The 24,838-nt window shown below is 61.3% G+C and carries 22 protein-coding genes; 17 read left to right on the top strand and 5 right to left on the bottom strand.

The window, feature by feature from the left end; genetic code table 11:
• Positions 1–36 precede the first annotated feature (36 nt).
• From J3364_RS18315 to ung, 6 genes are all read left to right on the top strand, one after another.
• Complete coding sequence (locus J3364_RS18315; protein WP_349559641.1) at positions 37–1,338, top strand: homoserine dehydrogenase; 1,302 nt, start codon at positions 37–39, stop codon at positions 1,336–1,338.
• 69 nt (positions 1,339–1,407) lie between these two features.
• Positions 1,408–2,808 (top strand): threonine synthase, encoded by a 1,401-nt coding sequence (gene thrC, locus J3364_RS18310; RefSeq protein ID WP_349559640.1) that lies wholly within the window; start codon positions 1,408–1,410, stop codon positions 2,806–2,808.
• Positions 2,809–2,862: 54 nt separating this feature from the next.
• Complete coding sequence (gene recJ, locus J3364_RS18305; protein ID WP_349559639.1) at positions 2,863–4,614, top strand: single-stranded-DNA-specific exonuclease RecJ; 1,752 nt, start codon at positions 2,863–2,865, stop codon at positions 4,612–4,614.
• Positions 4,615–4,680: 66 nt separating this feature from the next.
• Positions 4,681–5,776, top strand: a protein-coding gene (gene prfB / locus J3364_RS18300; protein ID WP_349559638.1) for a peptide chain release factor 2 whose coding sequence is annotated in 2 segments (ribosomal slippage) — positions 4,681–4,743 and positions 4,745–5,776 — 1,095 coding nt in all. Because the reading frame shifts where the segments join, the coding sequence is not laid out codon by codon here.
• A 64-nt stretch (positions 5,777–5,840) separates the two neighbouring features.
• Entirely contained in the window at positions 5,841–7,352 is a 1,512-nt protein-coding gene (lysS, locus tag J3364_RS18295) for a lysine--tRNA ligase (protein WP_123635836.1), read from the top strand.
• A 4-nt stretch (positions 7,353–7,356) separates the two neighbouring features.
• The gene (gene ung / locus J3364_RS18290) at positions 7,357–8,097 is read left to right on the top strand and encodes a uracil-DNA glycosylase (protein ID WP_203142515.1); all 741 of its coding nucleotides are present in this window, start codon (positions 7,357–7,359) and stop codon (positions 8,095–8,097) included.
• Between the two features lie 37 nt (positions 8,098–8,134).
• On the opposite strand, the gene J3364_RS18285 is transcribed toward ung, so the two are convergent.
• The 5 genes from J3364_RS18285 to nadB form a co-directional block, all read right to left on the bottom strand.
• Positions 8,135–8,968 carry an HDOD domain-containing protein gene (locus tag J3364_RS18285; RefSeq protein ID WP_349559637.1) on the bottom strand — a complete coding sequence of 278 codons (834 nt, stop codon included), beginning with the start codon at positions 8,966–8,968 and terminating at the stop codon, positions 8,135–8,137.
• A gap of 150 nt (positions 8,969–9,118) precedes the next feature.
• Complete coding sequence (gene ygfZ, locus J3364_RS18280) at positions 9,119–10,081, bottom strand: CAF17-like 4Fe-4S cluster assembly/insertion protein YgfZ (protein WP_349559636.1); 963 nt, start codon at positions 10,079–10,081, stop codon at positions 9,119–9,121.
• A gap of 12 nt (positions 10,082–10,093) precedes the next feature.
• Entirely contained in the window at positions 10,094–10,564 is a 471-nt protein-coding gene (locus J3364_RS18275) for a hypothetical protein (RefSeq protein ID WP_349559635.1), read from the bottom strand.
• The gene (locus J3364_RS18270; RefSeq protein ID WP_349559634.1) at positions 10,548–10,802 is read right to left on the bottom strand and encodes an FAD assembly factor SdhE; all 255 of its coding nucleotides are present in this window, start codon (positions 10,800–10,802) and stop codon (positions 10,548–10,550) included. The genes J3364_RS18275 and J3364_RS18270 overlap by 17 nt, the downstream gene beginning before the upstream one ends.
• A 36-nt stretch (positions 10,803–10,838) precedes the next feature.
• Positions 10,839–12,443, bottom strand: a complete 1,605-nt coding sequence (nadB, locus tag J3364_RS18265) for an L-aspartate oxidase (protein ID WP_349559633.1) — start codon at positions 12,441–12,443, stop codon at positions 10,839–10,841.
• Positions 12,444–12,717: 274 nt separating this feature from the next.
• On the opposite strand from nadB, the gene rpoE reads away from it, so the two are divergent.
• From rpoE to era, 11 genes are all read left to right on the top strand, one after another.
• Complete coding sequence (gene rpoE, locus J3364_RS18260; RefSeq protein WP_123635859.1) at positions 12,718–13,320, top strand: RNA polymerase sigma factor RpoE; 603 nt, start codon at positions 12,718–12,720, stop codon at positions 13,318–13,320.
• Between the two features lie 49 nt (positions 13,321–13,369).
• Positions 13,370–13,948, top strand: a complete 579-nt coding sequence (locus J3364_RS18255) for a sigma-E factor negative regulatory protein (protein WP_349559632.1) — start codon at positions 13,370–13,372, stop codon at positions 13,946–13,948.
• Between the two features lie 4 nt (positions 13,949–13,952).
• A complete protein-coding gene (locus J3364_RS18250; protein WP_349559631.1) occupies positions 13,953–15,035 on the top strand; it encodes a MucB/RseB C-terminal domain-containing protein in 1,083 nt (360 codons plus the stop codon).
• A complete protein-coding gene (locus tag J3364_RS18245; RefSeq protein WP_349559630.1) occupies positions 15,028–15,519 on the top strand; it encodes a SoxR reducing system RseC family protein in 492 nt (163 codons plus the stop codon). Before J3364_RS18250 ends, J3364_RS18245 begins: the two co-directional genes overlap by 8 nt.
• Before the next feature lie 106 nt (positions 15,520–15,625).
• Positions 15,626–17,035, top strand: a complete 1,410-nt coding sequence (locus J3364_RS18240; protein WP_203142521.1) for a DegQ family serine endoprotease — start codon at positions 15,626–15,628, stop codon at positions 17,033–17,035.
• A gap of 191 nt (positions 17,036–17,226) precedes the next feature.
• On the top strand, positions 17,227–19,944 hold the full coding sequence (locus tag J3364_RS18235; RefSeq protein ID WP_349559629.1) for a bifunctional diguanylate cyclase/phosphodiesterase: 2,718 nt from the start codon (positions 17,227–17,229) through the stop codon (positions 19,942–19,944).
• Between the two features lie 199 nt (positions 19,945–20,143).
• Positions 20,144–21,943: a translation elongation factor 4 gene (gene lepA / locus J3364_RS18230; RefSeq protein WP_123635825.1), complete on the top strand. Its 1,800-nt coding sequence runs from the start codon at positions 20,144–20,146 to the stop codon at positions 21,941–21,943.
• 9 nt (positions 21,944–21,952) lie between these two features.
• The gene (gene lepB / locus J3364_RS18225) at positions 21,953–22,765 is read left to right on the top strand and encodes a signal peptidase I (protein ID WP_349559628.1); all 813 of its coding nucleotides are present in this window, start codon (positions 21,953–21,955) and stop codon (positions 22,763–22,765) included.
• Between the two features lie 55 nt (positions 22,766–22,820).
• Complete coding sequence (locus J3364_RS18220) at positions 22,821–23,186, top strand: DUF4845 domain-containing protein (RefSeq protein WP_349559627.1); 366 nt, start codon at positions 22,821–22,823, stop codon at positions 23,184–23,186.
• The gene (rnc, locus tag J3364_RS18215) at positions 23,183–23,875 is read left to right on the top strand and encodes a ribonuclease III (RefSeq protein ID WP_123635822.1); all 693 of its coding nucleotides are present in this window, start codon (positions 23,183–23,185) and stop codon (positions 23,873–23,875) included. Before J3364_RS18220 ends, rnc begins: the two co-directional genes overlap by 4 nt.
• Positions 23,875–24,792: a GTPase Era gene (era, locus tag J3364_RS18210; protein ID WP_349559626.1), complete on the top strand. Its 918-nt coding sequence runs from the start codon at positions 23,875–23,877 to the stop codon at positions 24,790–24,792. Before rnc ends, era begins: the two co-directional genes overlap by 1 nt.
• Positions 24,793–24,838 lie beyond the last annotated feature (46 nt).

Here is a 24,838-nt window from a genome sequence, read left to right as displayed (position 1 = left end):
TCCCCTGTGCAATTCATCTGGATCAGGGGTGTGAGCTTGAAAGAGGTCAGAGTCGGAATCTGCGGACTGGGAACCGTCGGTGGCGGTACTTACAACGTGTTGACGCGCAATGCGGAGCTGATTGCCGGTCGGGCAGGGAGTCCGATTCGAATTAGTCGCGTGGCGTCCCGCCGGCGCCGTGACGACATTGATCTGGGTGACATTCCTTTCAGCAACGACATCTTCGAGATTACCAAAGCGGAAGATGTCGACATCGTGGTTGAACTGATTGGCGGTTACGACGTGGCTCGGGAACTGGTTCTCACCGCCATTGAAAACGGCAAGCATGTGGTCACGGCCAACAAGGCGCTGATCGCCGTCCACGGCAACGAGATTTTTGAAGCCGCAGCCAAGCGCGGCGTGATCGTTGCCTATGAGGCCGGTGTCGCCGGCGGCATTCCGGTCATCAAGGCGGTGCGCGAGGGCATGGCCGGGAATCGCATCGACTGGATTGCCGGCATCATCAACGGGACCGGCAACTACATCCTGACCGAGATGCGGGCCGGACGAGCGTTCGACGAGGTCCTGCGTGAAGCTCAGGACAAAGGCTACGCCGAAGCCGACCCCACCTTCGACGTGGAGGGCATCGACGCGGCGCACAAGCTCACCATCCTGGCCTCGGCTGGATTCGGTGTGCCGCTGCAGTTTGAGCGCGCCTACACCGAAGGAATTTCCCGCATCACCCCCTATGACATTGCTCACGCCGAACTGCTGGGCTATCGCATCAAGCACCTGGGCATTGCGCGCCGCCGCGAGAACGGCATCGAATTACGGGTTCACCCGACGCTGGTGCCCCAGAGCCACCTGATTGCCCAGGTCGACGGCGTGCTGAATGCCGTGTTGGTTGATGGCGATGCCGTTGGCCAGACCATGTACTACGGTCCGGGTGCCGGCGACGAAGCCACCGCCTCGGCAGTGATTGCCGATATCGTCGACGTGGCCCGCAGCGTTGCCGCCGAAAGCCAGCAGCGTGTGCCTTACCTGGGCTTCGAACCCAGCGCCCTGGAAAACCTCGACGTGCTGCCGATGGAAGATATCCAGTCCGCCTACTACCTGCGAATTCAGGCTCTGGACCGGCCGGGCGTACTGGCGAAAGTCGCCTCCGTTCTCAGTGAACATGGCATCAACATCGAGTCGATCATGCAGAAGGAATCCGAGCTGGAAGAGGGCAAGATTCCGGTGATTATCCTCACCCACACGGTGCAGGAGCGGCAGATCAACCGCGCCATTGAAGAGCTGGAAGCCCTGTCCGACATCCAGGAAAAAGTGGTTCGTATCCGGGCTGAAAACTTCAACTGAGACAGCGCTGCTGTCCATTGGTAATCCGGGTGGCCGGCCGGGCGCCGCCACCCCAGACAGGATTTGATCGTGAGATATATCAGTACGCGCGGTAGCGCGCCTTCCCTGGGGTTTGAAGATGTTCTGCTGACCGGTCTGGCCACCGATGGTGGCCTCTACGTGCCGGAGTCCCTGCCCAAGTTCAGCCTGGAAGAAATCCGCAGCTGGCGGGGGCTGTCGTACAGCGAGCTGGCCTTCAAGGTGATGTTCCCATTCGTTGAGGAGGCCATTCCCGCAGACGATTTCCGGGCGATGCTCGACGACACCTACAGCCAGTTCGCCCACAAGGCCGTCGCGCCGCTGGTGCAACTGGACAGCAATGAATGGGTGATGGAGCTGTTCCGCGGTCCGACCCTGGCGTTCAAGGATTTTGCCCTGCAGCTGCTGGGCCGCTTGCTGGATTATGTGCTGGAAAAGCGCAAACAGCACGTGGTCATCATGGGCGCTACATCCGGCGATACCGGTTCTGCGGCCATTGAGGGCTGTCGCCGTTGCGAGCACGTGGACATCTTCATCCTCCACCCTTACCAGCGGGTGTCCGAGGTGCAGCGTCGCCAGATGACGACCGTGCAGGGCGACAACATCCACAATCTCGCGGTGAAGGGCAACTTCGACGACTGTCAACGCATGGTCAAGGCCAGCTTTAGCGACCAGTCTTTCCTCAACGGCAAGACCCAGCTGGTGGCAGTCAACTCGATCAACTGGGCGCGGATCATGGCCCAGATCGTCTACTACTTCCAGGCGTCGCTGGCGCTGGGCGGTCCGGATCGCAGCATGGCGTTCTCGGTGCCCACCGGTAACTTCGGCGATATCTTTGCCGGTTATCTGGCGCGGGAAATGGGACTGCCCATCAGCCAGCTGGTTATCGCGACCAACCAGAACGACATCCTGCACCGGTTCATGAGCGGCAACCGCTACGAGCAGCAGCAGCTGGAACATACCCTGTCGCCCAGCATGGACATCATGGTCTCCAGCAACTTCGAGCGACTGCTTTTCGATCTGCACGGTCGTGACGGGGATGCGGTGCGTGACCTGCTGGAGCGGGCCCAGCAAGGGCCGGTCAGCATCGAGGATTACCGCTGGAAAAACGCGCGCAAGCTGTTCGACAGTGCCGCCGTGGACGATGCCGGCACCTGCGATACCATTCGCGATGTCTTCGAGACCAACGAATACCTGCTGGATCCGCACACAGCGATCGGCGTCAAGGCCGCCCGGACCTGCCGGCGCGATCCTGCCGTGCCGATGATTACGCTGGGAACTGCGCATCCGGCCAAATTCCCGGACGCGGTCAAACAGTCGGGCGTGGGGGCGACACCCGAACTGCCCCAGCATCTCGCGGATCTGTTCGATCGGGAGGAGCGTTACACTGTACTGGAGGATGACCTGGACGCCGTCCAGGGCTTCATCGCTTCCCACTGGAAACACGCCTGATCGTTGTGCGGCCCCGTCGGGGCCGCATTGCATTCAACTGTCTGAAAAAACACTATGACGCCACGCAAAATCGTCCGGCGTCCCCTGCCGGACCAGCCAGCCGACTGGGGCCATGCCCTGCCACCCCTGCTCAAGCGACTCTATGTGGCGCGCGGAGTCCGGTCCGAAGCCGAGTTGAGCTACACCCTGCGGGAGCTGGCGTCGCCGTTTGACCTGCGCGGCATCGGTCGTGCAGTCACGCTGATTGCAGAAGCCATTCGGGAAAAGCAGCGCATCCTGATCCTGGGGGATTTCGACGCCGATGGCGCTACCAGCACCACCGTCGCCATGCTGGGACTCCAGATGATGGGTGCTGTTTCCCTGGATTTCCGGGTCCCCAGTCGTTTCTCCGACGGGTATGGCCTGACGCCGGGCATTATCGAGCGCCTGGAAGAGGAGGGCGCACTGCCGGATCTGTTGATTACCGTAGACAACGGCATCGCTGCGGTTGACGGTGTGGCGGCAGCCGTGCAGCGGGGTATCCGCGTGGTGGTCACCGATCACCACTTGCCAGCCGACGAACTGCCGAATGCGGATGCCATCGTCAATCCCAACCAGAAGGGCTGTCCTTTCCTGAGCAAGAACGCTGCTGGCGTTGGCGTCATGTTCTATGTGCTGACTGCCTTGCGGCGCCATCTGGCGGAACAGGGCATGCTTGAGGGTAAGGGGCCGAACCTGGGGTGTCTGCTGGATCTGGTCGCCCTTGGCACGGTCGCTGACGTGGTACCGCTGGACCACAACAACCGCATTTTCGTCGAGCAGGGGCTGCGCCGGATCCGCCAGGGCGAAGCACGACCCGGTATCCTGGCGTTGCTTGACGTGGCAGGCCGGGATCATACCCAGATCAGCGCGACGGATCTGGGCTTCGTAGTGGGTCCTCGCCTGAATGCGGCAGGCCGGCTGGACGATATGAGCCTGGGCATCGCCTGTCTGCTGGCGGACTCCCGGGACGAAGCGCGTCGCCTGGCCACCGAACTCGACCAGATGAACCGCGAGCGCCGCAGTATCGAGTCCGGCATGAAGGAGCAGGCCCAGGAACTGCTGGCGTCGCTCTCGCTGGATATCGACGGTCTGCCCTGGGGGCTGGCGCTGTACGATCCGGACTGGCACCAGGGCGTGATCGGGATCCTGGCCGCGCGCATCCGCGAGCAGACCCATCGTCCGGTGATCGCTTTTGCACCGGATGACGGTGGCGAGCTGCTGAAAGGATCGGCGCGCTCGATCCCTGGCCTGCACATCCGCGATGTGCTGGCGGCCGTGGACGCCCGCCATCCGGGCCTGCTGAAAAAGTTTGGTGGTCATGCCATGGCGGCCGGCATGTCGATTGGCGCCGATCAATTGGATGCCTTCGCGGCGGCGTTTGACGGGGTGGTTCGCGAAGCCATCACGGCCGACGCGCTGGAGGCGTCGATCACCACCGACGGCACGCTGGCGCCGCACGAGCTGAACCTGGATACGGCCTACACGCTGAAACGCTCGGGCCCCTGGGGGCAGCATTTCCCGGAGCCGGCGTTTGATGGTGAGTTCGAAGTCATCAACCAGCGGATTGTGGGCGAGAAGCACCTCAAGATGGTGCTGCGTCCACAGGGCGGTGGTGATGTGATCGACGGCATCGCGTTCAATACCGGCTCCGATGTGCCCGACTTCACCCGAACCGGCGCCCGCATCGTTTACAAGCCGGACGCCAACACTTTCCGCGGGCGCACGCAGTTGCAGTTGCTGGTGGACTACATCGAGCCGGCTGATTTTGGGACGGAAGTCCGGTAAAATGCCCGGCTGGCCGGAGCCTCCGGCCATGTATCCGATTTATTCTTTTCGTCAAATGGATGCTACATGGAAATCAATCCGATACTGAATACCATCAAGGATCTCCGGGAGCGCACTGAAGCGCTTAGGGGGTATCTTTGACTACGATCAGCGGAGTGAACGACTGGTCGAAGTAGAGCGCGAGCTGGAGAACCCCGCCGTTTGGGAGGATCCGGAACGGGCCCAGAACCTGGGCAAGGAGCGCGCTAACCTGGAGCTGATCGTCACGACGATCGACAAGCTCACCACCGGGCTGTCCGATGCCGAGGATCTGATCCAGATGGCCGCCGAGGAAGAGGACGAGCAGGCGGGTGCCGATGTCCAGGCGGATCTGGCGGAGCTGGACAAAGACCTGGAAAAGCTCGAATTCCGCCGCATGTTTTCCGGCGAAATGGACGAGAATAACGCCTACCTGGACATCCAGGCCGGCTCCGGTGGTACGGAAGCCCAGGATTGGGCCAACATGCTGCTGCGCATGTTCCTGCGCTGGGCCGAGCGCCGGGGTTTCAAGGCGGACATCGTCGAGCTGCAGGAAGGGGAAGTGGCCGGTATCAAGAGTGCTACCATCCACATCCAGGGCGAGTACGCCTACGGCTGGCTGCGGACGGAAACCGGCGTGCATCGTCTGGTGCGCAAGTCCCCGTTCGACTCCGGCAACCGCCGTCACACGTCGTTTTCCTCGGTTTTCGTATCGCCGGAAGTGGACGACAGCTTCGAGATCGAGATCAATCCCTCGGATCTGCGGGTCGACGTCTACCGCGCCTCCGGGGCCGGTGGTCAGCACGTTAACCGGACCGAGTCCGCGGTTCGTCTGACGCACTTGCCGACCAACACGGTCGTGGCCTGTCAGGCCGGCCGTTCCCAGCACCAGAACAAAGACCAGGCGATGAAACAGCTCAAGGCCAAACTGTTCGAGCTTGAAATGCAGAAGCGCAACGCCGAGAAGCAGAAGCAGGAAGACGCCAAGTCCGACATCGGCTGGGGCAGCCAGATTCGCTCCTACGTTCTGGACGACAGCCGGGTCAAGGACCTGCGCACCAAGGTGGAAACCAGCAACACCCAGGCCGTGCTGGACGGTGACATCGACAAGTTCATCGAAGCCAGCCTGAAAATGGCCCTTTAATCTGCAAACCAACCGCGGTCCCGGCGACGTCATCCGCCGGGCCTGAACACGCTAGCGAGAGATCATGACCGACCAGACCCCCAACGCCGTAACGCAGGACGACAACAAGCTCATTGCCGAGCGTCGTGCCAAGCTGGCTGAATTGCGCGAGCAGGGCAACGCCTTCCCCAACGACTTCCGACGTGACAGCACGGCGGCGGAATTGCAGAAGGCCTACGGCGATAAATCGAAGGAAGAGCTGGAAGAGCTGGGTCTGGAAGTGGCCATCGCAGGCCGCCTGATGCTTGATCGCAAGGCGTTCAAGGTGGTCCAGGACGTGAGTGGCCGGATTCAGGTTTATGCCTCCAAGGATGTGCAGAAGGACACCAAACACTGGGATCTGGGCGATGTCATCGGGGTTCGCGGCAAGCTGTGCAAATCCGGCAAGGGCGATCTGTACGTGATGATGGATGAGTACAAGCTGCTCACCAAGTCCCTGCGTCCGCTGCCTGAAAAGCACAAGGGCCTGACCGACACCGAGATGCGCTATCGCCAGCGCTACGTCGACCTGATGGTCAACGAGGATTCGCGCCGGGTGTTCGAGGCCCGCTCGAAGATCATCAACAGCATCCGCAACTACTTCGCCGAACGTGACTTCATCGAGGTGGAAACGCCGATGCTGCAGGCGATTCCCGGCGGCGCCACAGCGCGTCCGTTCATTACCCATCACAATGCGCTGGGCATGGATATGTACCTGCGCATCGCACCTGAACTCTATCTCAAGCGTCTGGTGGTGGGCGGTTTCGAGCGGGTGTTCGAGATCAATCGCAACTTCCGTAACGAGGGGCTGTCGACCCGACACAACCCCGAGTTCACCATGCTGGAGTTCTACCAGGCGTACGCGGACTATAACGACCTGATGGATCACACCGAGGCCATGCTGCGGCAAGCGACCGAGAAAGTCCTCCAGACCACCACCGTCACCAACACCCGACTGCTGGCCGACGGCGAGACCGAAACCGTGGAATACGATTTCGGCAAGCCTTTCGAGCGCCTGACCGTATTCGATTCCATCCTGCGGTTTAATCCGGACATTAAGGCCGAAGATCTGGCGGATGCCGACGCGGCCCGTCGCATCGCGTCGGACATGGGTATTCCGCTGAAGGAAGGCTGGGGGCTGGGCAAGGTCCAGATCGAGATCTTCGAGAAGACCGTCGAGCATCGCCTGATGCAGCCCACGTTCATCACCGAGTACCCGACGGAAGTGTCTCCGCTGGCCCGCCGCAAGGATGCCAACCCGTTCGTCACCGAGCGTTTCGAGTTCTTCGTCGGTGGTCGCGAGATCGCCAACGGCTTCTCGGAGTTGAACGACGCCGAGGACCAGGCCGAGCGTTTCCGCGAGCAGGTGGCGGAGAAAGAGGCCGGCGACGACGAAGCCATGTTCTACGACGAGGATTACGTCGCTGCGCTGGAATACGGCCTGCCGCCGACGGCCGGCGAAGGGATCGGCATCGACCGGCTGACCATGCTGCTGACCGACTCGCCGTCCATTCGGGACGTGATCCTGTTCCCGGCGATGCGTCCGGAAAAGGCCTGAGTCCATGCACCCGGCGGCCGAAGCCCTGCGACAGCAGCTCAAGCCCGACCGCGGCTGGCTCGAACGTCTCGGTAACGAGTTCGAGCAGCCGTACCTGCAAACGCTGGCTGATTTCCTGGCCCAGGAAGAACAGGCAGGCAAGACGCTGTTTCCGGCCCGTCAGCACTGTTTCAATGCGCTGAATTCGACCCCTTTCGACAAGGTGTCGGTGGTCATCCTCGGGCAGGATCCCTATCACGGTCCGGGGCAGGCCCATGGTCTGTGCTTCAGTGTGCGACCGGGCGTTAAAACGCCGCCGTCACTGGTCAATATCTTCAAGGAAATTCAGGCGGAACTGGGCATCGATCCACCGGATCACGGCTGCTTGCAGCCCTGGGCCGATCAGGGAGTGTTGTTGCTCAATGCCGTACTGACCGTGGTGCAGGGCCAGGCGGGCGCCCATCAGGGCAAAGGCTGGGAGCACTTCACCGACCGCGTGATCGAGCACATCAATGCCGAGCGAGAAGGCGTGGTGTTCCTGCTTTGGGGCAGCTATGCCCAGAAGAAGGGGCGGATCATCGATCGGAACCGGCACCTCGTCCTGCAGGGGCCGCATCCGTCTCCACTGAGCGCCCATCGGGGCTTCTTTGGTTGCGGTCATTTCCGCCAGACCAACGAGTGGCTGGTTGAAAAGGGGCGGGCACCCATCGACTGGGGCTTGCCCAATCAGGAAGAGCTGATCGCGCGATACAAGAAAGGCCGGTGAATCACCGGCCTTTTTTGCGTTTGGCGTCTGTACCCGTTTACTGGAGCAGCGCCATCGCCGCTTCCATTTCGGCGTTCAGGTCCTCTTCCTGACTCATATCGATGTTCGGGTCCAGGCCCAGCCGCTCGAACGCGGGGATGGTGTTCCAGTCCAGCTCTGTGAACGGGTGCTCGGTGCCGGCGACCAGCTGCAGGTTGGCGATCATCACCAGATCGGCGTAATCGGCCTTGGGTACGACACGTTGGAAGTCCGTGAAATCGGCCGGTACGGTCTGGAGTTCCGTCGGGAAGTCCCACTTCTTGAGAATTCGCTGGCCGATATCGGCATGCAATTCTTCGATGACCTTGTCCAGCATGATGCTGCTGATCTGAACTTCGTTGTCTTCCACATAACGCAGGATCGGCAGCACGCCGATCAGGTGTATCAGCCCGGCCAGGGTCGCCTGGTCCGGCTTGAGACGGGTGTAGTGCTGGGCCAGAACGTGGCAGATGCCCGCCACTTCGGTGCTGGTTTGCCAGGTGGCCCGCAGGCGCTTGTCGATCATGTCGGAAGTGGCCTGGAACATCTGTTCCATCGCCAGACCCATGGCCAGGTTGCTGGTGTAGGCCATGCCCAGGCGGCTGACCGCCATGGTCAGGTTTTCGATCTGTCGGGAGCCCCGGAACAGCGGGCTGTTGCAGACGCGGATCAGGCGGGCCGAGAGGGCGGTGTCGTTACTGATGACCTTGACCAGGTCCTGTATGGAGGAGTCTTCTGCCTCCGCGATTTCACGGACCTGCAGGGCCACTTCGGGCAGGGTCGGCAGGACCAGTTTGTCGCTCTCGATCGCAGCGGTCAGGTCGTCTTTAAGGGTTTCCGAAATCGTCGCCATAGTAAGATGTTCCATCCATCGGTGACTGGCATGAAAAACAGGGCGCAACGCCGTTAATGTGCAGTTATAGCAAATAAAGCCCGACGCAGCCGTCACAAAACGTATCTGCAAGGGCGACGCAACGGCCGGTTGTTGGTTCTCGGGCTCGCGTCAGGCCTTTTCCTGTTCTGGCACCGGGTAGGGCAGATCCAGGCGTTCAACGGTGCCTTCCGCCCCGTCAATCTTCCAGGGCTGTGCGTTCAGGGCGGCATGCTTGATCACTGCGAGCGCTTCCTGTCGGCCGTCTTCGAATCCGACCACGTTGACCAGTTCACCGACGGCCTTGTCACCGGCAATCACCGACATGCCCGGGCACAGGGGCTGGTCGGACGCGACAGCCAGGCGGAACAGGCTCTTCTTCAGCTGCCCCAGGTAGTGCATGCGCGCGATGACTTCCTGGCCGGTATAGCAGCCTTTTTTGAAGTGAATGCCATCGACGTGCTGCAGGTTCAGCATCTGGGGCACGTAGGCCTCAGTGCTGTCGCTGTCGAGTTCGGCCAGGCCGGCGCTGATTTCGGCAGCTGCCCAATCCGCCGGGGTGGCGGTCGGGGCATCCGGCAGGCGGTCGCCACTGAGGCGCCAGAATTCGTAACGGGGAACGCCCTCGGCGGTGTCCTGAACCCGGATCAGTTTGCCGTCTTCCAGCGTCAGTGCGTCACCGGTCGTGTCGAGGGTATCGGCATCCGCCGACAGGCTGCGCGCCGCCTCAAGGCCCCACAGGCCAAACACCCGGGCGCTGTCGAGACTGGTCATCTCCGTGCCGCGGAACAGCATCAGGAATTTTTTCAGCTGGCCGGTGATGCGCTCTTCAATGGCTTTGGGCAGACGCAACAGGATGGCGTCCTGCTCGCCAACCAGCAACGACAAGGCGTAGGCGCGGCCTTTGGGGGTGCAGGCGGCCGCTCGGCGTGCGCGGGTTTCGGTCACCTCATCCATATGCTGGCTGAGTTGGCCGTGCAGGAATTTGCGGGGATCCTTGCCGCCCACCCGATAGAGCTGGACATTGTCCAGGCTGGTGTACGCATGACTCGGGCGTTGGGCGGAAGCGACTTGCGGCGCGGCGGAATCGGACATGCGCTACTCCTGTCAGACCGGTTGATTCGAAGAGGGCGATGGACTGCCGGCAAAACGAAGCCACACCCGCAAACGCCGGAAGGCGTCCGGATCGACGTTCGTGCAGAAAGGCAGATTCACCAGCAGGACTGTGTGTTCCTGTAAGGTGGAGGCCTCGGGCCGCAGTTTCAAGAGTGCAACACGGCTTGTCAGCCGGCTGTTGGCAGCCACTGTGACAGGAATATCGCTACCTTCGGCCGTGCGGACCGACAATTGCTGTCGCCTCAAATGCAGCCCCGTCACCGCCCGTTGGCTGCCCAGCAGGGCGAAACGTCGCACGCTGCGCCAGCCGAGCCATACGAACACCACCGATGCCATCAGGTGGCCGGCTGCCAGGCCTGTGGTCAGCGTCAGCGCAAGGCCGGTGGGTATTGCCCAGCACAGCGCCAGCAAGGTAGCCAGCGGCAAGGAACATTGCAGCGGCAAGTCAATCCGGCTGTACACGATCCAGGATCATATCCACGATGACCTGAAGGTCCGGGTCTTCCGGGCGTTCGCGCTGCATGAACCACTGATAGATCTGGGTATCCTCGCAGTCGATCAGCTTCTGGTAGCGTGCCTTATCGGCTTGCGGCAGGCTCGGGTAGACCTGTTCCAGGAAAGGGATCAGCAGAACATCCAGCTCCAGCATGCCGCGTCGGCTGTGCCAGTAAAGACGCTTGAATTCGACATCACGATCCATACAAAACGACCTCAGGGTGAAAACAGGTTCCGGGCACTAGGGCGCCCGGGAACGAAAAGTGGTGGGCGTCAGGATAGTGTCCCGCGCTTCGTGCAGCACTCCGGGAAAATCGAGAGTGTAATGCAGGCCGCGGCTTTCCCGGCGCTGCATGGCCGAACAGATGATCAGGTCGGACACGGTGACCAGGTTGCGCAGTTCCAGCAGGTCGTTGGAGACCCGGTAGTTGTTGTAGAACTCGCCGATTTCCCGTGACAACAGATCGACCCGGTGTTTGGCCCGCTGCAGGCGCTTGGTGGTGCGCACGATGCCGACGTAGTCCCACATGAAATGACGCAGCTCATCCCAGTTGTGCGAGATCACGACGTCTTCATCCGAGTCGCGGACCTGGGACTCGTCCCAGGCCGGTGCCTGCGGCGGATCGGGGATGTCGTTGTCCAGCCGTGCGATGTCTTCGGCGGCGGAACGGCCATACACCAGGCATTCCAGCAGCGAGTTACTGGCCATGCGATTGGCGCCGTGCAGGCCGGTAAAGGCGGCTTCGCCGACCACGTAGAGCTGGTTGACGTCGGTGCGTGCCCGGTGGTCGGTCATCACGCCGCCGCAGGTATAGTGGGCCGCCGGCACCACCGGGATCGGTTCCCGGGTCATGTCGATCCCGAACGCCAGGCAGCGCTCGTAGATGGTCGGGAAATGGGTCTTCACGAAATCGGCCGGCTTATGGCTGATGTCCAGATAGAGATGATCGGCACCGAGACGTTTCATTTCATGGTCGATCGCCCGGGCCACGATGTCCCGGGGGGCCAGTTCGCCGCGCTCGTCGAAACGTTCCATGAAGCTGGACCCATCGGGCAGCAGCAGGCGGCCGCCCTCGCCACGCACCGCCTCGGTAATCAGGAACGACTTGGCGTGCGGGTGATACAGGCAAGTCGGGTGGAACTGGTTGAATTCCATGTTGGCCGTGCGGCAGCCGGCCCGCCAGGCCATGGCGATGCCGTCGCCGGAGGCTCCGTCGGGATTGCTGGTATAACGGTAGGCCTTGCTGGCGCCGCCGGTAGCGATCACCACGAAGCGCGCGCGGAACAACTCGACATGACTGTCGTCAAGATTGAGCACGTAGGCACCCACACAGCGGTTGCCGGGCAGGGACAGCTTGCGATGGGTGATCAGGTCGACGGCGACCCGGTTCTCCAGGATTTCCACGTTGGCACACTGGCGAACCCGGTCGCTGAGCGTGTGGGAAACGGCCTGACCGGTGGCGTCGGCGGCATGGATAATCCGGCGATGACTGTGACCGCCTTCACGGGTGAGATGGTATTTCTGGTCGTCATCCCGTGTAAAATCAACACCCTTGTCGATCAGCCACTCGATGCTTTCGCGGCCGTGTTCGACGGTGAAGCGCACGGCATCTTCATGGCACAGGCCGGCGCCGGCGTTCAGGGTATCCCGGATGTGCGCCTCGACGCTGTCCTCTGAATCCAGCACGGCGGCGATACCGCCCTGGGCCCACAGCGTGGAGCCACTGGTCAGTTCGCCTTTGCTGATGACGGCGGCTTTCATATGGGCGGGCAGGTTGAGTGCGACACTCAAGCCGGCGGCACCACTGCCGATAATCAGCACATCATATTGGTGGGACTGTGGCATCTGTTCGGTATCGCGGGCCATAATGAGGGCGCTATTGAACTAAACTTTACGGCTGCTGTCTATTTGGCCACACGGGCTTACCTGCCACAAGTCAGGGTTGGCAGAGAGCCTTTCAGTCAAGTGCGAATGGGACTGCAGCATGACGTTATCCAGATTGCCAACTTCGGCCCTGCGGGACTGCCGTACGAGTTCGGGGGAGGGCACCCCGGAGAAAGCCACGGTAACCTCCCTGCCAGAGCGCCCGAATGCAGGCGGCCAAACGGCGAAGAAACCGGTGACAGAGAGCACGCCACAGTCTCCCTCTGAAAGTCAGACCGACAAACAGCTCATCCAGCGCGTCAAGCGGGGTGACCGGTCTGCGTTCGATCTTCTGGTGCTGAAGTACCAGTCCCGCGTGGCATCCATTATCAGCCGCTATACCAACGACTCCCAGGACATTCTGGATCTCACGCAGGAAACATTCGTCAAGGCCTACCGCGCGGTGGAACGCTTCCGCGGTGACAGCGCCTTCTATACCTGGCTGTACCGGATTGCGGTGAATACCGCCAAGAATTTCCTGGAATCCCGCGGGCGGCGCCCGCGTGGCAGCATGGAGGCCGAGGAAGCCGAACGGCTCGATTCCGGTGATTGGTTGCGCGATGTGGCCACCCCGGAGAAACTGATGCAGCGCGAGGAAATGTATGAAGCCATGCAGCGCGCGATCAGCGGTTTACCGGAGGAGTTGCGTTCGGCCCTGTTGTTGCGGGAATACGAGGGGCTGAGCTATGAAGACATCGCCCGGATCCTGGAATGCCCGATCGGAACGGTACGCTCGCGGATATTCAGAGCACGGGATGCCGTGGACCGTGAGTTGGCCCCGATGTTGAGTGCAGACTGAGTGTCTACAGAATTTAAAACGGTGTTGTTGATTTTGAGGTGCATGCGCAATGGATGATCGTCTGAGAGAGACGCTGTCAGCCATGATGGATGATCAGGCCGACGAACTGGCTGTGCGTCGTCTGTTGTCTCGTGCCGGTGAACCGGAAGTCCGGGAGCAGTGGCAGAGATGGCAGCAACTGCGCAATCTGATGCATGACGAGCGTCGTGACCTGGCCACGGTGGATGTCAGCAGCGCAGTTCGCGACGCTATCGATGCCGATGCCGAATTGCCTGAACGAGGCGCCGATTCGAAGGCGACCAACCCGTCACGGCGCTCCCTGCGCTGGTCGGCGGTGGCTGCGGTGTCCATGGCCCTGCTGGTTGGCTTTGGCGCGGGTGCCCACTGGGGCATTTCCGATGAGACCGGTGCCGGTGCCCTGACAGCGGGTCTGGGTATGGACGGCAATGACGATGATGCCCAGGATACGCCCCGCGTGCCTGAAATTGCCCTGCAGGGGCTGGATGACGAGCAGCGGGAACAAATGAGCCGCTATCTGCTTGAGCACGCCCAGCATAACAGTGTGGGCATGGGGTACGGCTCGATGGGTTATGCCCGGGTGGCCAGCGTGTCGACCGGCCTGCGCTGATCCAATGGCCCATTCAGGAATCAACAGACGTCACACCTTCCTCACCCGGCTGGCCTGTGGTGTGAGCGCCTGGGTGCTTTCGGCTTCGGTCTGGGCCGGGGATATGCCGACCACCGCCGAAGGTTGGCTCGAACAGATGGGACCGGCGCTGAACACCACCAGTTACAAAGGGGTGTTCGTCTATAGCCGGGGGGATCAGGTCAGTTCCATGCGCATCGCCCACCGATTCAAGGATGGAGAGGTGCAGGAGCGCCTGGTGATCCAGGATGGCGACCAGGGCGAGATTATCCGACGGGGTGGCCGCGTGTTCTGCATACTGCCGTCCCATGGCCGCATTCAACTGGATGCCATGCTGCCATCCGGCCCCTTCTCCGAAGTCTTTTCCGACAAGATGGCGCCCGTTCGGCGCTGGTACGCCGCCAGGCTGCTTGACGATGATCGGGTGGCCGGACACAAGGCGGTGGTCGTCGCCCTTAATCCCAAGGACATTCATCGCTACCGCTATCGGCTGTGGCTTGAGAAAACCTCCGGACTGTTGGTCAAAAGCCAGGTACTGAGCAACGACGACAAGGTGCTGGAGCGTTTCCAGTTCACCATGCTCGAGCTGACCAAGGACATTCCGGACAGCGAATTCCGTATCCCTTCACAAGAGTCGACCCGCAAGCTGGCTGTCGGCGGGGCGCATCCGACACCGCCGCCTTCTCCGCCACCGCCCATGCCAAACGTGACCTGGAAACTCAGCTGGCATCCGGAGGGGTTCCAGGCAACGCCGGCTCCGCATCCGCCGGGAGGACAGGCAATCGCGTTCTCCGACGGACTGGCTTCCTTCTCGGTGTTCGTTGCACCCGTGGGGAACATGGATATGCCGACCGGTATTTCACGGATCGGCGCCACTACGATCTTCATGAGCAAGCTGATAGCAGGTGATCAACGTCATCTGGTGACGGTGGTTGGGGAAATTCCGCCGGAAACCGCTGTCAAAGTGGCTCAATCGATTCGGATTGAAAAGGAACCGGCACCGCAGGCGGCCGAAAAGTCGGCCGCCAAAGCGGACACCGCTGTGGTGCCCGGAGACGATCATGATTGAGGAAAGCGGGACCGTCGTTGCCGAGATTGACGACGCCGTCTGGGTGCAGACCATTCGCCAGAGTACCTGCGGCAGCTGCAGCGCCCGTAAAGGCTGCGGTCAGGGGGCGCTGGCCAGTATGACCGATGGCCGAGCCAATCAGGTTCGGGTGCACAACCCACTCGGCGCCCGCGTGGGTGACCAGGTCACGCTCGGTATCGAGGAATCGCAATTGCTGAAGGCGTCGCTGCTGGTATATGCCTGGCCCCTGGTGGCCCTGCTGCTGGGCGCCATGGTTGCGGCGACTCTCTGGCCCGGCCAGGACGGGCCGGCCATTCTGGGGGGCGCCCTGGGGTTGGCCGTCGGTTTTGGAGCACTTCGAAAAAGTTCCCGTGATCGACGCAAGAACCCCGGGTTTGAACCGGTCCTGTTGCGTGTTGATCTGCATCATGTGGCGGTCGAGCCAGTCACTGTGCGGGATTCGGGCCCGTTGGGGGCGCCCTGACCGGGACCGGGCTCCGCATAACATTTCCTTAATTTGAAACGGCAGAGTCTGCCTAGAAAATAGACGTGTCCATTCTGTAAAACCCAACCAAATTCTGGAGTGAGGTATGCCCCAAAAGAACCTGAGAGTCTGGTTTGCGCCCATTCTGGCGTTCATGATGCTGCTGGCAAGCCGCGCCCATGCCGAGTTGCCTGATTTTACCGGGCTGGTGAAGGAGAACTCGTCGGCTGTGGTCAATATCAGCACGACGCAGAACCCCAAATCTCAGGCAGGGATGCCATTTGACCAGCGTCAGCTGGATCAGATGCCCGAATTCTTCCGCCGTTTCTTCGAAGGGCCCAATGGCCCGCAACAGCCCGGCCAACAGCAGCCGCTGCATTCCATGGGGTCCGGTTTCATTGTCTCCGAGGATGGCTACATCCTGACCAACAACCACGTGGTGGAAGGGGCCGACGAAATCATCGTGCGCCTGAGCGATCGTCGTGAACTCAATGCCAAGGTGATCGGGACGGACCCGCGCTCGGACATCGCCGTGCTGAAGATCAAGGCCGACCACCTGCCGGTGGTCAAGATGGGCCACTCCAGCGACCTGCAGCAGGGTGAGTGGGTTTTCGCGATCGGGTCGCCGTTCGGCTTCGATTACACTGTGACCGCGGGCATCGTCAGCGCCATCGGCCGTTCACTGCCTTCCGAGAACTATGTCCCGTTCATCCAGACGGATGTGGCCATCAATCCGGGTAACTCCGGTGGTCCGCTGTTCAACCTCGATGGTGAAGTGGTCGGCATCAACTCCCAGATTTATACCCGCTCCGGTGGCTTCATGGGTGTGTCCTTCTCGATTCCCATCGACGTGGCCATGAACGTGTTTCATCAGATCAAGGACCAGGGCTTCGTTTCCCGTGGCTGGCTGGGCGTGCTGATCCAGGAGGTCAACCGGGACCTGGCCGAGTCGTTCGGCCTGAAGCGTCCACGCGGTGCGCTGGTGGCTGAAGTGCTGCCGGATTCGCCGGCAGAGGCCGCCGGTCTGCAACCGGGCGACATCATTTTGGAATACAACGGCGAGCCAATCAATCTGTCCTCCGACCTGCCGCCGATGGTGGGGCGCACCAAGATCAACGAATCGGCCGAGCTGACCGTACTGCGCAACGGTGAGGAAAAAGAGCTGGATGTGACCATCGGCAAGCTGCCGGAGGACCGTCAGGCGAGCACTGGTGAGGAGCCGTCTCCCTCCGTGAGTAATGGCCCGCTGGGACTGTCCGTCGCCGACCTGACCGCCGACCAGCGCCAGCAGCTGGGTATCAAGGATGGTGTCCTGGTGCAGAACGTTGGAACGGGACCGGCCCTGGATGCGGGGATCCGTCCCGACGACGTGATCCGCAAGCTCAACAACGAGACCGTGAGTTCCGTGGACGACTTCCGCCGCATTGCCGGCGACCTGCCCAAGGGCAAGGCGATCCCGGTTCTGGTCATGCGCGAGGGGCAGTCGACGTTCCTCGTCATCAAGACCGAGAAGTAACCCTGTCGGCGCCGGCGTCCCGTCGGCGCTTACTTCCTTCCCGTCATTTGAACCCGTCGTGGCACGATCCGCGACGGGTTTTGCTATACTCCCCGGTTTAAAATTGATCAGGGCCCGGAGCCCCCTGACCCAGGGGCTGCGGGTGCATTTCTGACCGTGGGCGTCGTGCCCCGATTCAATGGATTGAAGTAATGGCGAAGGAAGTAACCCTGGGACAACTGGCCCGACGCTCCTCTTCTCGCATAGCATGGTTGGTCTTGCTGATCTCCCTGCTGCTGACCGCCGGTGCCTGGCAGTTTTCCATCCGCCTGGTCCAGGACCGGACCCAGGCGCGTTTTGAAAACCAGTCCATGCAGTTGAAGACGGCCATCGAGGAGCGGTTGCTCAACTACGAACAGGTGCTGGCCGGCAGTGCCGGCCTGTTTGCCGTCGCCGATCTGGTCGGGCGTGACGACTGGCGCCTGTACGTCAACAAGCTGGACATCAACCGCTACTATCCGGGAATTCAGGGCATTGGCTACACCGCCCGGGTGGAAGGGGATGAGATCAAGGACTTCGTGCGCAGGATCCGGGACCAGGGGCTGCCGGATTACCTGATCAATCCCGCCGGTGTGCGCGCCGAATATCACCCGATCGTGTTTCTGGAGCCCAGTACCCAGCGCAACAAACGCGCCTACGGCTACGACGCGTTCGGCGATCCCACCCACCGCATTGCCATGGAAGAAGCCCGCGATACCGGCAAGGCCACCATGACCGGCAAGGTGGTCCTGGTGCAGGAGCAGGTGGACGACGAACAGGCCGGTTTCCTGATGTATTTCCCGGTCTACCAGGGCGACAAGGTGCCCAATATACTGGAGGAGCGGCGCATGCGATTGCGCGGCTTCGTGTTCAGCGCCTTCCGCATGAACAACCTGATGGACGGGATTGTCGGCCTGATTGCGCCTTTCCTCGACGTGCGCATCTACGACAGCGACGTGCCGGTGAAGGAGGATCTGATGTATGCCTCCAACCTGGGCTCGCTGGACGACGACTACACCTTTGAGATGACCCAGAAAGTCGAGCACGGCGGGCGTACCTGGCTGCTGCAGACGCACACCACGCCGGCCTTCGATTTTCGCTCGTCGGATCCGCGGCCGCTGATCGTGCTGGTAGCCGGCGTCATCATCAGTTTGCTGTTGTTCGCGTTCTCCCTGGCGATGATCCGCTCACGACTACTGGCCCAGATCAACGCCGGTCGTTACCGGGCCATCACCGAGGGCGCCAGCAACATCACGCTGATCCTCGACCAGAAAGGGCAGACCCAGTACGTCAGTCCATCGTCCGAGACGATTCTCGGCTACGATCCGGGTAGCGTGCCCAACCTGCAGCTCGAAGACCAGGTGCATCCGGACGACTGGCCCCAGCTGCAGCACTGTTTCGATCAGGCGCTCACCGAGCCGGGCAAAGGGCTGCCGGTGGTGCATGCCCGTATCCGCGATGCCCAGGGTGAATGGCGTGACATGGAAGGCACCTACACCGCGATGACCGACGTACCCGGGGTCAACGGTGTGGTGGTCAGTCTGCGCGACCTGACTGAACTCAAGGCCGCCCAGACAGAACTGCATCGCCTCGCGTTCTACGATCCGCTGACCGGCTTGGCCAACCGCCAGCTGTTCCGTGACCGTCTGGAACACGTCATTCGCCGCTGTAAGCGCAGCGGCAATGCCGCCGCGCTGATGTTTCTGGACCTGGATGGCTTCAAACGGATCAACGACACCCTGGGCCACGATGTGGGCGATCACCTGCTGCAAACGGTGGCCGGCTGGCTTAGTGGCTGTGTGCGCGAGGAAGACTCGGTGGCCCGTTTGGGCGGCGACGAGTTTGTCGTATTGCTGTCGGAGGTGAGCGGTTCGGACGCAGCACTGGCGGTGGCGGAGAGCATTCTGCGCCGTCTTTGCCAGCGGGTGCGTCTGGGTGAGCATGAAGTTGGCGTGACCGTGAGTATCGGTCTGGCCATGATCCCCGGAGACAGCGAAGACGCCACCTCGCTGATGAAATACGCGGATCTGGCCATGTACCGGGCCAAGGAGCTGGGGCGCAACAACGTCCAGTTCTTCACCTCGGCCCTGAATATCCAGGCGGCCCGTCGCCTGCTGCAGCAGGAGGAACTGAGCAACGCCCTGGATGCGGACCGCTTTGTGCTCCACTACCAGCCCAAGTTCGACCTGGAGAAGGATCACATCCTCGGCGTCGAGGCCTTCCTGCGCTGGCAGCACCCGGATCGGGGGCTGGTGCCAGCCCAACAGTTCATCAATCTGGCGGAAGAGTCGGGCCTGATTGTCCGTCTCGGTGAAATGGCGCTGCGCCAGGCCTGTATCCAGATCCAGGCGCTGGAGCGGGCCGGATTCGGTGAGCTGAAGATTTCCGTGAACCTGTCGTCGCGGCAGGTGACCGATCCCAATTTCCTCGACATGTTCCGGCGGGTGATCACCGAGACCGGCGTCAAGCCGGAGCAACTGGAGCTCGAACTGCCGGCGGACCTGCTCAACGAAGAGCCGGATGTGGTGCATCCGTTGATGACGGCGCTGCACGATATTGGCGTCTGTCTCATCCTCGACAACTTCGGGGCCGGCAATTGCTCGCTGGCGGCGATGCAGCGTCTGCCATTGCATGCGGTGAAAATCGACCAGGTCTTCATTCGGGACATTCCCTACAACGCCACCGCCACCGATGTGACCTCGGCCGTGATCGCACTGGCTCACAAGCTGCACCTGGCGGTCATTGCCGAGGGCGTGGAAACGCCGCAGCAGCTCGCCTTCCTGCGCGCCAACGGCTGCGCCCAGGGGCAGGGCAACCTGTTCAGCTACCCGCTGGATGAAGACGCCCTGATCGGATTCCTGGTGCGACAGCAGGAACGGAACAGCTATTGATGGGATCGTCATGAGATCCTGTGACGACGGCGCCAAGTCCGGCGCCGTCGTTTTCACGGGCTCTTGTCGGGTCTGCATAAATCCTGATCGGCTTACATGGCAATAGCGCCGCTTAACCGGTAAAATCAGCCTTCCCAAATCTGCCGCCGGTCCAGCGCCGGCGCGCCGGACATTTTTCTGACGTGAGACACCCGATTCTGTGACTGACCTGAGCCACATCCGTAATTTTTCCATCATCGCCCACATCGATCACGGAAAATCCACGCTTGCTGACCGCTTTATCCAGGTCTGCGGCGGCCTGACCGACCGGGAAATGGCCGAACAGGTCCTGGACTCCATGGACCTGGAGCGTGAACGGGGGATCACCATTAAGGCGCAGAGTGTGACCCTGCGCTACAAGGCCCGGGACGGCATCGAATATGAACTCAACATGATCGACACTCCGGGCCACGTGGATTTTTCCTACGAGGTGTCCCGCTCGCTGTTTGCCTGTGAAGGCGCCTTGCTGGTGGTGGACGCCGGGCAGGGTGTCGAGGCCCAGTCCGTGGCCAACTGCTACACCGCCATCGAGCAGGGGCTGGAAGTGGTGCCGGTTCTCAACAAGATGGACCTGCCCCAGGCCGAGCCGGATCGCGTTGCCCAGGAGATCGAGGACATCATCGGCATCGAGGCCACCGAGGCGGTGCGTTGCAGCGCCAAGACCGGCCTGGGCGTCGAGGACGTGCTGGAGGAGCTGATCCGTCTGGTGCCGCCGCCCCAGGGGGATACCGAAGGCCCGTTGCAGGCGCTGATCATCGATTCCTGGTTCGACAACTACCTGGGCGTCGTCTCACTGGTTCGGGTGCGCCAGGGCTCGCTGCGCAAGGGCGACAAGATCCTGATCAAATCCACCGGCCGCGCCTGGCAGGTGGACAAGGTGGGGATCTTTACGCCCAAGCCCACCGATACCGGTGTGCTGGGTACCGGTGAAGTCGGCTTCGTGATCGCCGGCATCAAGGACATCAAGGGTGCCCCCGTGGGCGATACCATTACCCACCAGAATACGCCGGATACGGCCATGGTGCCGGGCTTCCAGAAGGTCAAGCCGCAGGTCTATGCCGGCCTGTTCCCGGTCAGTTCCGACGATTACGACGATTTCCGGGAAGCGCTGGACAAGCTGACCCTGAACGACGCGTCCCTCTTCTTCGAGCCGGAAAGTTCCGATGCCCTCGGTTTCGGTTTCCGTTGTGGTTTCCTGGGCATGCTGCACATGGAGATCATCCAGGAGCGGCTGGAACGGGAGTACGACCTGGACCTGATCACCACCGCGCCGACGGTGGTGTTCGAGGTCCTCACCAAGCAGAACGAAACGCTGTACGTCGACAACCCGTCGCGCCTGCCGGACATCGGCAGCATCGAAGAAATGCGCGAGCCGATTGTCGAAGCGAACATCCTAGTGCCTCAGGAGCACCTGGGTAACGTTATCGCCCTGTGCGAAGAAAAGCGCGGTGTGCAGAAGAACATGCTGTTCCTCGCCAGCCAGGTGCAGTTGACCTATGAGCTGCCGATGGGTGAAGTGGTTCTCGATTTCTTCGATCGGATCAAGTCCGCCAGTCGCGGTTTTGCCTCACTGGATTATCATTTCAAGCGATTCCAGACCGCGGACCTGGTGCGCCTGGATATCCTGATCAACGGCGACCGGGTGGATGCGCTGGCGTTGATCGTCCATCGCAACCAGTCCCATCACCGTGGCCGGGCGGTCCTGGAAAAGATGAAGGAACTTATTCCGCGGCAGATGTTCGATATTGCCCTGCAGGCCGCAATCGGCAATCACGTCATCGCGCGTCAGACCGTCAAGGCGCTGCGCAAGAACGTGACGGCGAAGTGCTACGGCGGCGACGTCAGCCGGAAGAAGAAGCTTTTGCAGAAACAGAAAGAAGGTAAAAAGCGCATGAAGCAGCTTGGTAATGTCGAGGTGCCCCAGGAAGCGTTTCTTGCCGTACTGCGCGTCGACAACTAGGACCCAAGCATGGATATCGATTTTCCCCTGATCCTCGTCACCCTGACGTTCGCCACCGGCCTGATCTGGCTGGCGGACCGGCTGTTCCTGCGGTCGCGTCGGGAGGCCCGTCTGTCAGAATCCTCCAGCGGCGGCACCGGCAGTGTCCCGCCCGGAGAACGCACCGGTGAGGAGCAGGAGGAGGCCGGCGAGCCCTACCTGGTCGAACTCAGCCGGTCCTTTTTCCCGGTTCTTGCGATCGTGCTGGTGCTGCGCTCCTTCCTGGTGGAGCCGTTCCAGATTCCCTCCGGTTCCATGTTGCCGACCCTGCAGGTGGGCGACTTCATCCTGGTCAACAAATTTGCCTACGGCTTGCGACTGCCCGTACTGAGAACCAAGATACTACCGATCGGTGAGCCGGAGCGCGGGGACGTGATGGTCTTCAAATACCCCAAGGATGGTGAGACCAACTATATTAAACGGGTAATCGGCCTGCCGGGGGACAAGATCAGCTATCACGACAAGACCCTGGCCATTAACGGCAAGGTGATCGAATCCGATTTCGTCGCCAACCTGCCGCCGGTGGAGTTGCGTGAAGAGAACCTGGAAGGCGTGCATCACAATATTCTTCTCAACCACACCCGACGCGGGCTGGATGGGGAAGGGGACTGGGTCGTTCCCCAGGGGCACTACTTCATGATGGGGGACAACCGCGACAACAGTAACGACAGCCGGTACTGGGGTTTCGTTCCGGAAGATCTGGTGGTGGGCAAGGCGTTTGCCATCTGGATGCACCTGGAATCCTGGATCCCGAGCTTTGATCGCGTCGGCTTGATCAAGTAGTCGGAATGCCCGTGTTCGGCCATTCCGGAATCATGGAATAAAAAGAGAGAAATCAATGAAGACTCAACGTGGCGCTTCCACCCTGGGGATCCTCATCGCTGTCCTTTTTTTCGGCAGCCTGATCACCCTGGTGATCAAACTGGGGCCGATCTACCTGGACGACATCACCATTCAGGAGGCCATCGAGAGCCTGAATGACACCGACAACCTGGACAGTCTGAGCGTCCGCGATGTCCAGACCCTGATCCGCAAGCGCCTGAGCGTCAACAACGTCGACGGGTTTGACGAGAAGCTCATCAAGGTCCACAAGGAAGATGGCAAGGTACACATCGACCTTGAGTACGAGGTGCGCACGGATCTGTTCCAGAATGTGGACGCCGTTGTCCACTTCAATCACGCCTACGAGATGACTGGTCAGTGAGGGTAAGCGAAATCGAATTGGGCCGCCTCCAGAAGCGCCTGGGTTACCAGTTCCGGGATCCGGAGCTGTTGACACTGGCGCTGACCCACCGGAGCCATGGCAACCAGAATAACGAGCGCCTGGAATTCCTGGGCGACTCGATCGTGAATATGGTCATCGCCGAGCATCTGTACCGGCATTTCGAGAATGCCCGGGAAGGTCAGCTCAGCCGTCTGCGTGCGCGCATGGTGAAAGGCGTGACGCTGGCGGAAATCGGCCGGGAATTCAGCCTGGGTGACTATCTGCGTATGGGCTCCGGGGAGCTCAAGAGCGGCGGTTTCCGGCGTGACTCGATCCTGGCGGATGCCGTGGAATCGGTGATCGGGGCCATGTATCTGGACAGCGATTTTCACACCTGCCGGGCGCGGGTGTTGGACTGGTTCAACGAGCGGCTGGAGCGGCTCGACCTGCAGGATACGCAGAAGGATCCCAAGACGCGCCTGCAGGAATACCTGCAGTCCCGCCAGTATCCGCTGCCACGCTACGACGTCATTTCCATCGAAGGCGAGGCGCACGCCCAGACATTCCACGTGGAGTGCGCCTTACCCTCCCTGGACCGCAAGACCACCGGCGTCGGCGGCAGCCGCCGCGTCGCCGAACAGCAAGCCGCGCGCAACGCCCTGAAATCACTGGGTGTGGAGAATAATTGATGATCGACCCCACCCAACCGGACAACCCCGACAGCCGTTGTGGCTTTGTCGCCATCGTTGGCCGCCCCAACGTGGGCAAGTCCACGCTGCTCAATCATATCCTCGGCCAGAAGCTGAGCATCACCTCGCGCAAGCCCCAGACCACACGCCACCAGGTGCTGGGCATCCAGACCCGGGGCGACGTGCAGGCCATCTACGTCGACACGCCGGGCATGCACGAGGAAGAGCCTCGGGCCCTGAATCGCTACATGAACCGCGCGGCGTCCTCGGCATTGAAGGATGTGGACGTGGTGGTGTTCGTCGTCGACCAGACTCACTGGACGACGGCGGACGACATGGTCCTCAAGAAGCTGGAAAACGTGAAAGCGCCGGTGATCCTGGCCGTCAACAAGGTGGACAAGGTCGAGAACCGCGACATCCTGCTGCCGCACCTGGCGGAGCTGGCCAAGAAATACGACTTTGCGGAGATTATTCCGCTGTCTGCTCTGCGCGAACAGAACCTGGAACCACTGGAAAAGGCCGTCGACCGCCTGTTGCCGGTGAGCATCCATTTCTATCCGGACGACCAGTTGACCGACCGCAGCCAGCGTTTCCTGGCTTCGGAAATCGTGCGCGAGAAGATCACCCGCCAACTGGGGGCCGAGCTGCCGTATTCGGTGGCTGTCGAGATTGAGGAATTCAAGCAGGACGGCAAGGTGCTGCACATCGCCGCACTGATCCTGGTGGAGCGCGACGGCCAGAAGAAAATCCTCATCGGAGACAAGGGCGAGCGCATCCGTCGTATTGGCCAGGAAGCCCGCATCGATATGGAAAAGCTGTTCGACAGCAAAGTCATGCTGCGGCTCTGGGTCAAGGTGAAGAAAGGTTGGGCCGACAGTGACCGGGCGCTCAAGAGCCTGGGCATGGACGACTTCTGAGGCGGCCGTTGGGCAACCATCCGGATGACACCAGGAGACGACCTGA

The sequence above is a fragment of the Marinobacter sp. NFXS9 genome, assembly GCF_040148665.1.
GTDB lineage: Bacteria > Pseudomonadota > Gammaproteobacteria > Pseudomonadales > Oleiphilaceae > Marinobacter_A > Marinobacter_A mangrovi.
Note: the sequence above shows the minus strand (reverse complement) of the source record. Positions and strands in the feature narration are given on the sequence as shown.

Coding starts and splice junctions, on each gene's coding strand:
- recJ (WP_349559639.1), top strand. CDS start 2,863: ATGACGCCACGCAAAATCGTCCGGCGTCCCCTGCCGGACCAGCCAGCC.
- lysS (WP_123635836.1), top strand. CDS start 5,841: ATGACCGACCAGACCCCCAACGCCGTAACGCAGGACGACAACAAGCTC.
- ung (WP_203142515.1), top strand. CDS start 7,357: ATGCACCCGGCGGCCGAAGCCCTGCGACAGCAGCTCAAGCCCGACCGC.
- J3364_RS18285 (WP_349559637.1), bottom strand. CDS start 8,968: ATGGCGACGATTTCGGAAACCCTTAAAGACGACCTGACCGCTGCGATC.
- ygfZ (WP_349559636.1), bottom strand. CDS start 10,081: ATGTCCGATTCCGCCGCGCCGCAAGTCGCTTCCGCCCAACGCCCGAGT.
- J3364_RS18270 (WP_349559634.1), bottom strand. CDS start 10,802: ATGGATCGTGATGTCGAATTCAAGCGTCTTTACTGGCACAGCCGACGC.
- nadB (WP_349559633.1), bottom strand. CDS start 12,443: ATGCCACAGTCCCACCAATATGATGTGCTGATTATCGGCAGTGGTGCC.
- J3364_RS18255 (WP_349559632.1), top strand. CDS start 13,370: ATGGATGATCGTCTGAGAGAGACGCTGTCAGCCATGATGGATGATCAG.
- J3364_RS18250 (WP_349559631.1), top strand. CDS start 13,953: ATGGCCCATTCAGGAATCAACAGACGTCACACCTTCCTCACCCGGCTG.
- J3364_RS18245 (WP_349559630.1), top strand. CDS start 15,028: ATGATTGAGGAAAGCGGGACCGTCGTTGCCGAGATTGACGACGCCGTC.
- J3364_RS18240 (WP_203142521.1), top strand. CDS start 15,626: ATGCCCCAAAAGAACCTGAGAGTCTGGTTTGCGCCCATTCTGGCGTTC.
- J3364_RS18235 (WP_349559629.1), top strand. CDS start 17,227: ATGGCGAAGGAAGTAACCCTGGGACAACTGGCCCGACGCTCCTCTTCT.
- lepB (WP_349559628.1), top strand. CDS start 21,953: ATGGATATCGATTTTCCCCTGATCCTCGTCACCCTGACGTTCGCCACC.
- J3364_RS18220 (WP_349559627.1), top strand. CDS start 22,821: ATGAAGACTCAACGTGGCGCTTCCACCCTGGGGATCCTCATCGCTGTC.
- era (WP_349559626.1), top strand. CDS start 23,875: ATGATCGACCCCACCCAACCGGACAACCCCGACAGCCGTTGTGGCTTT.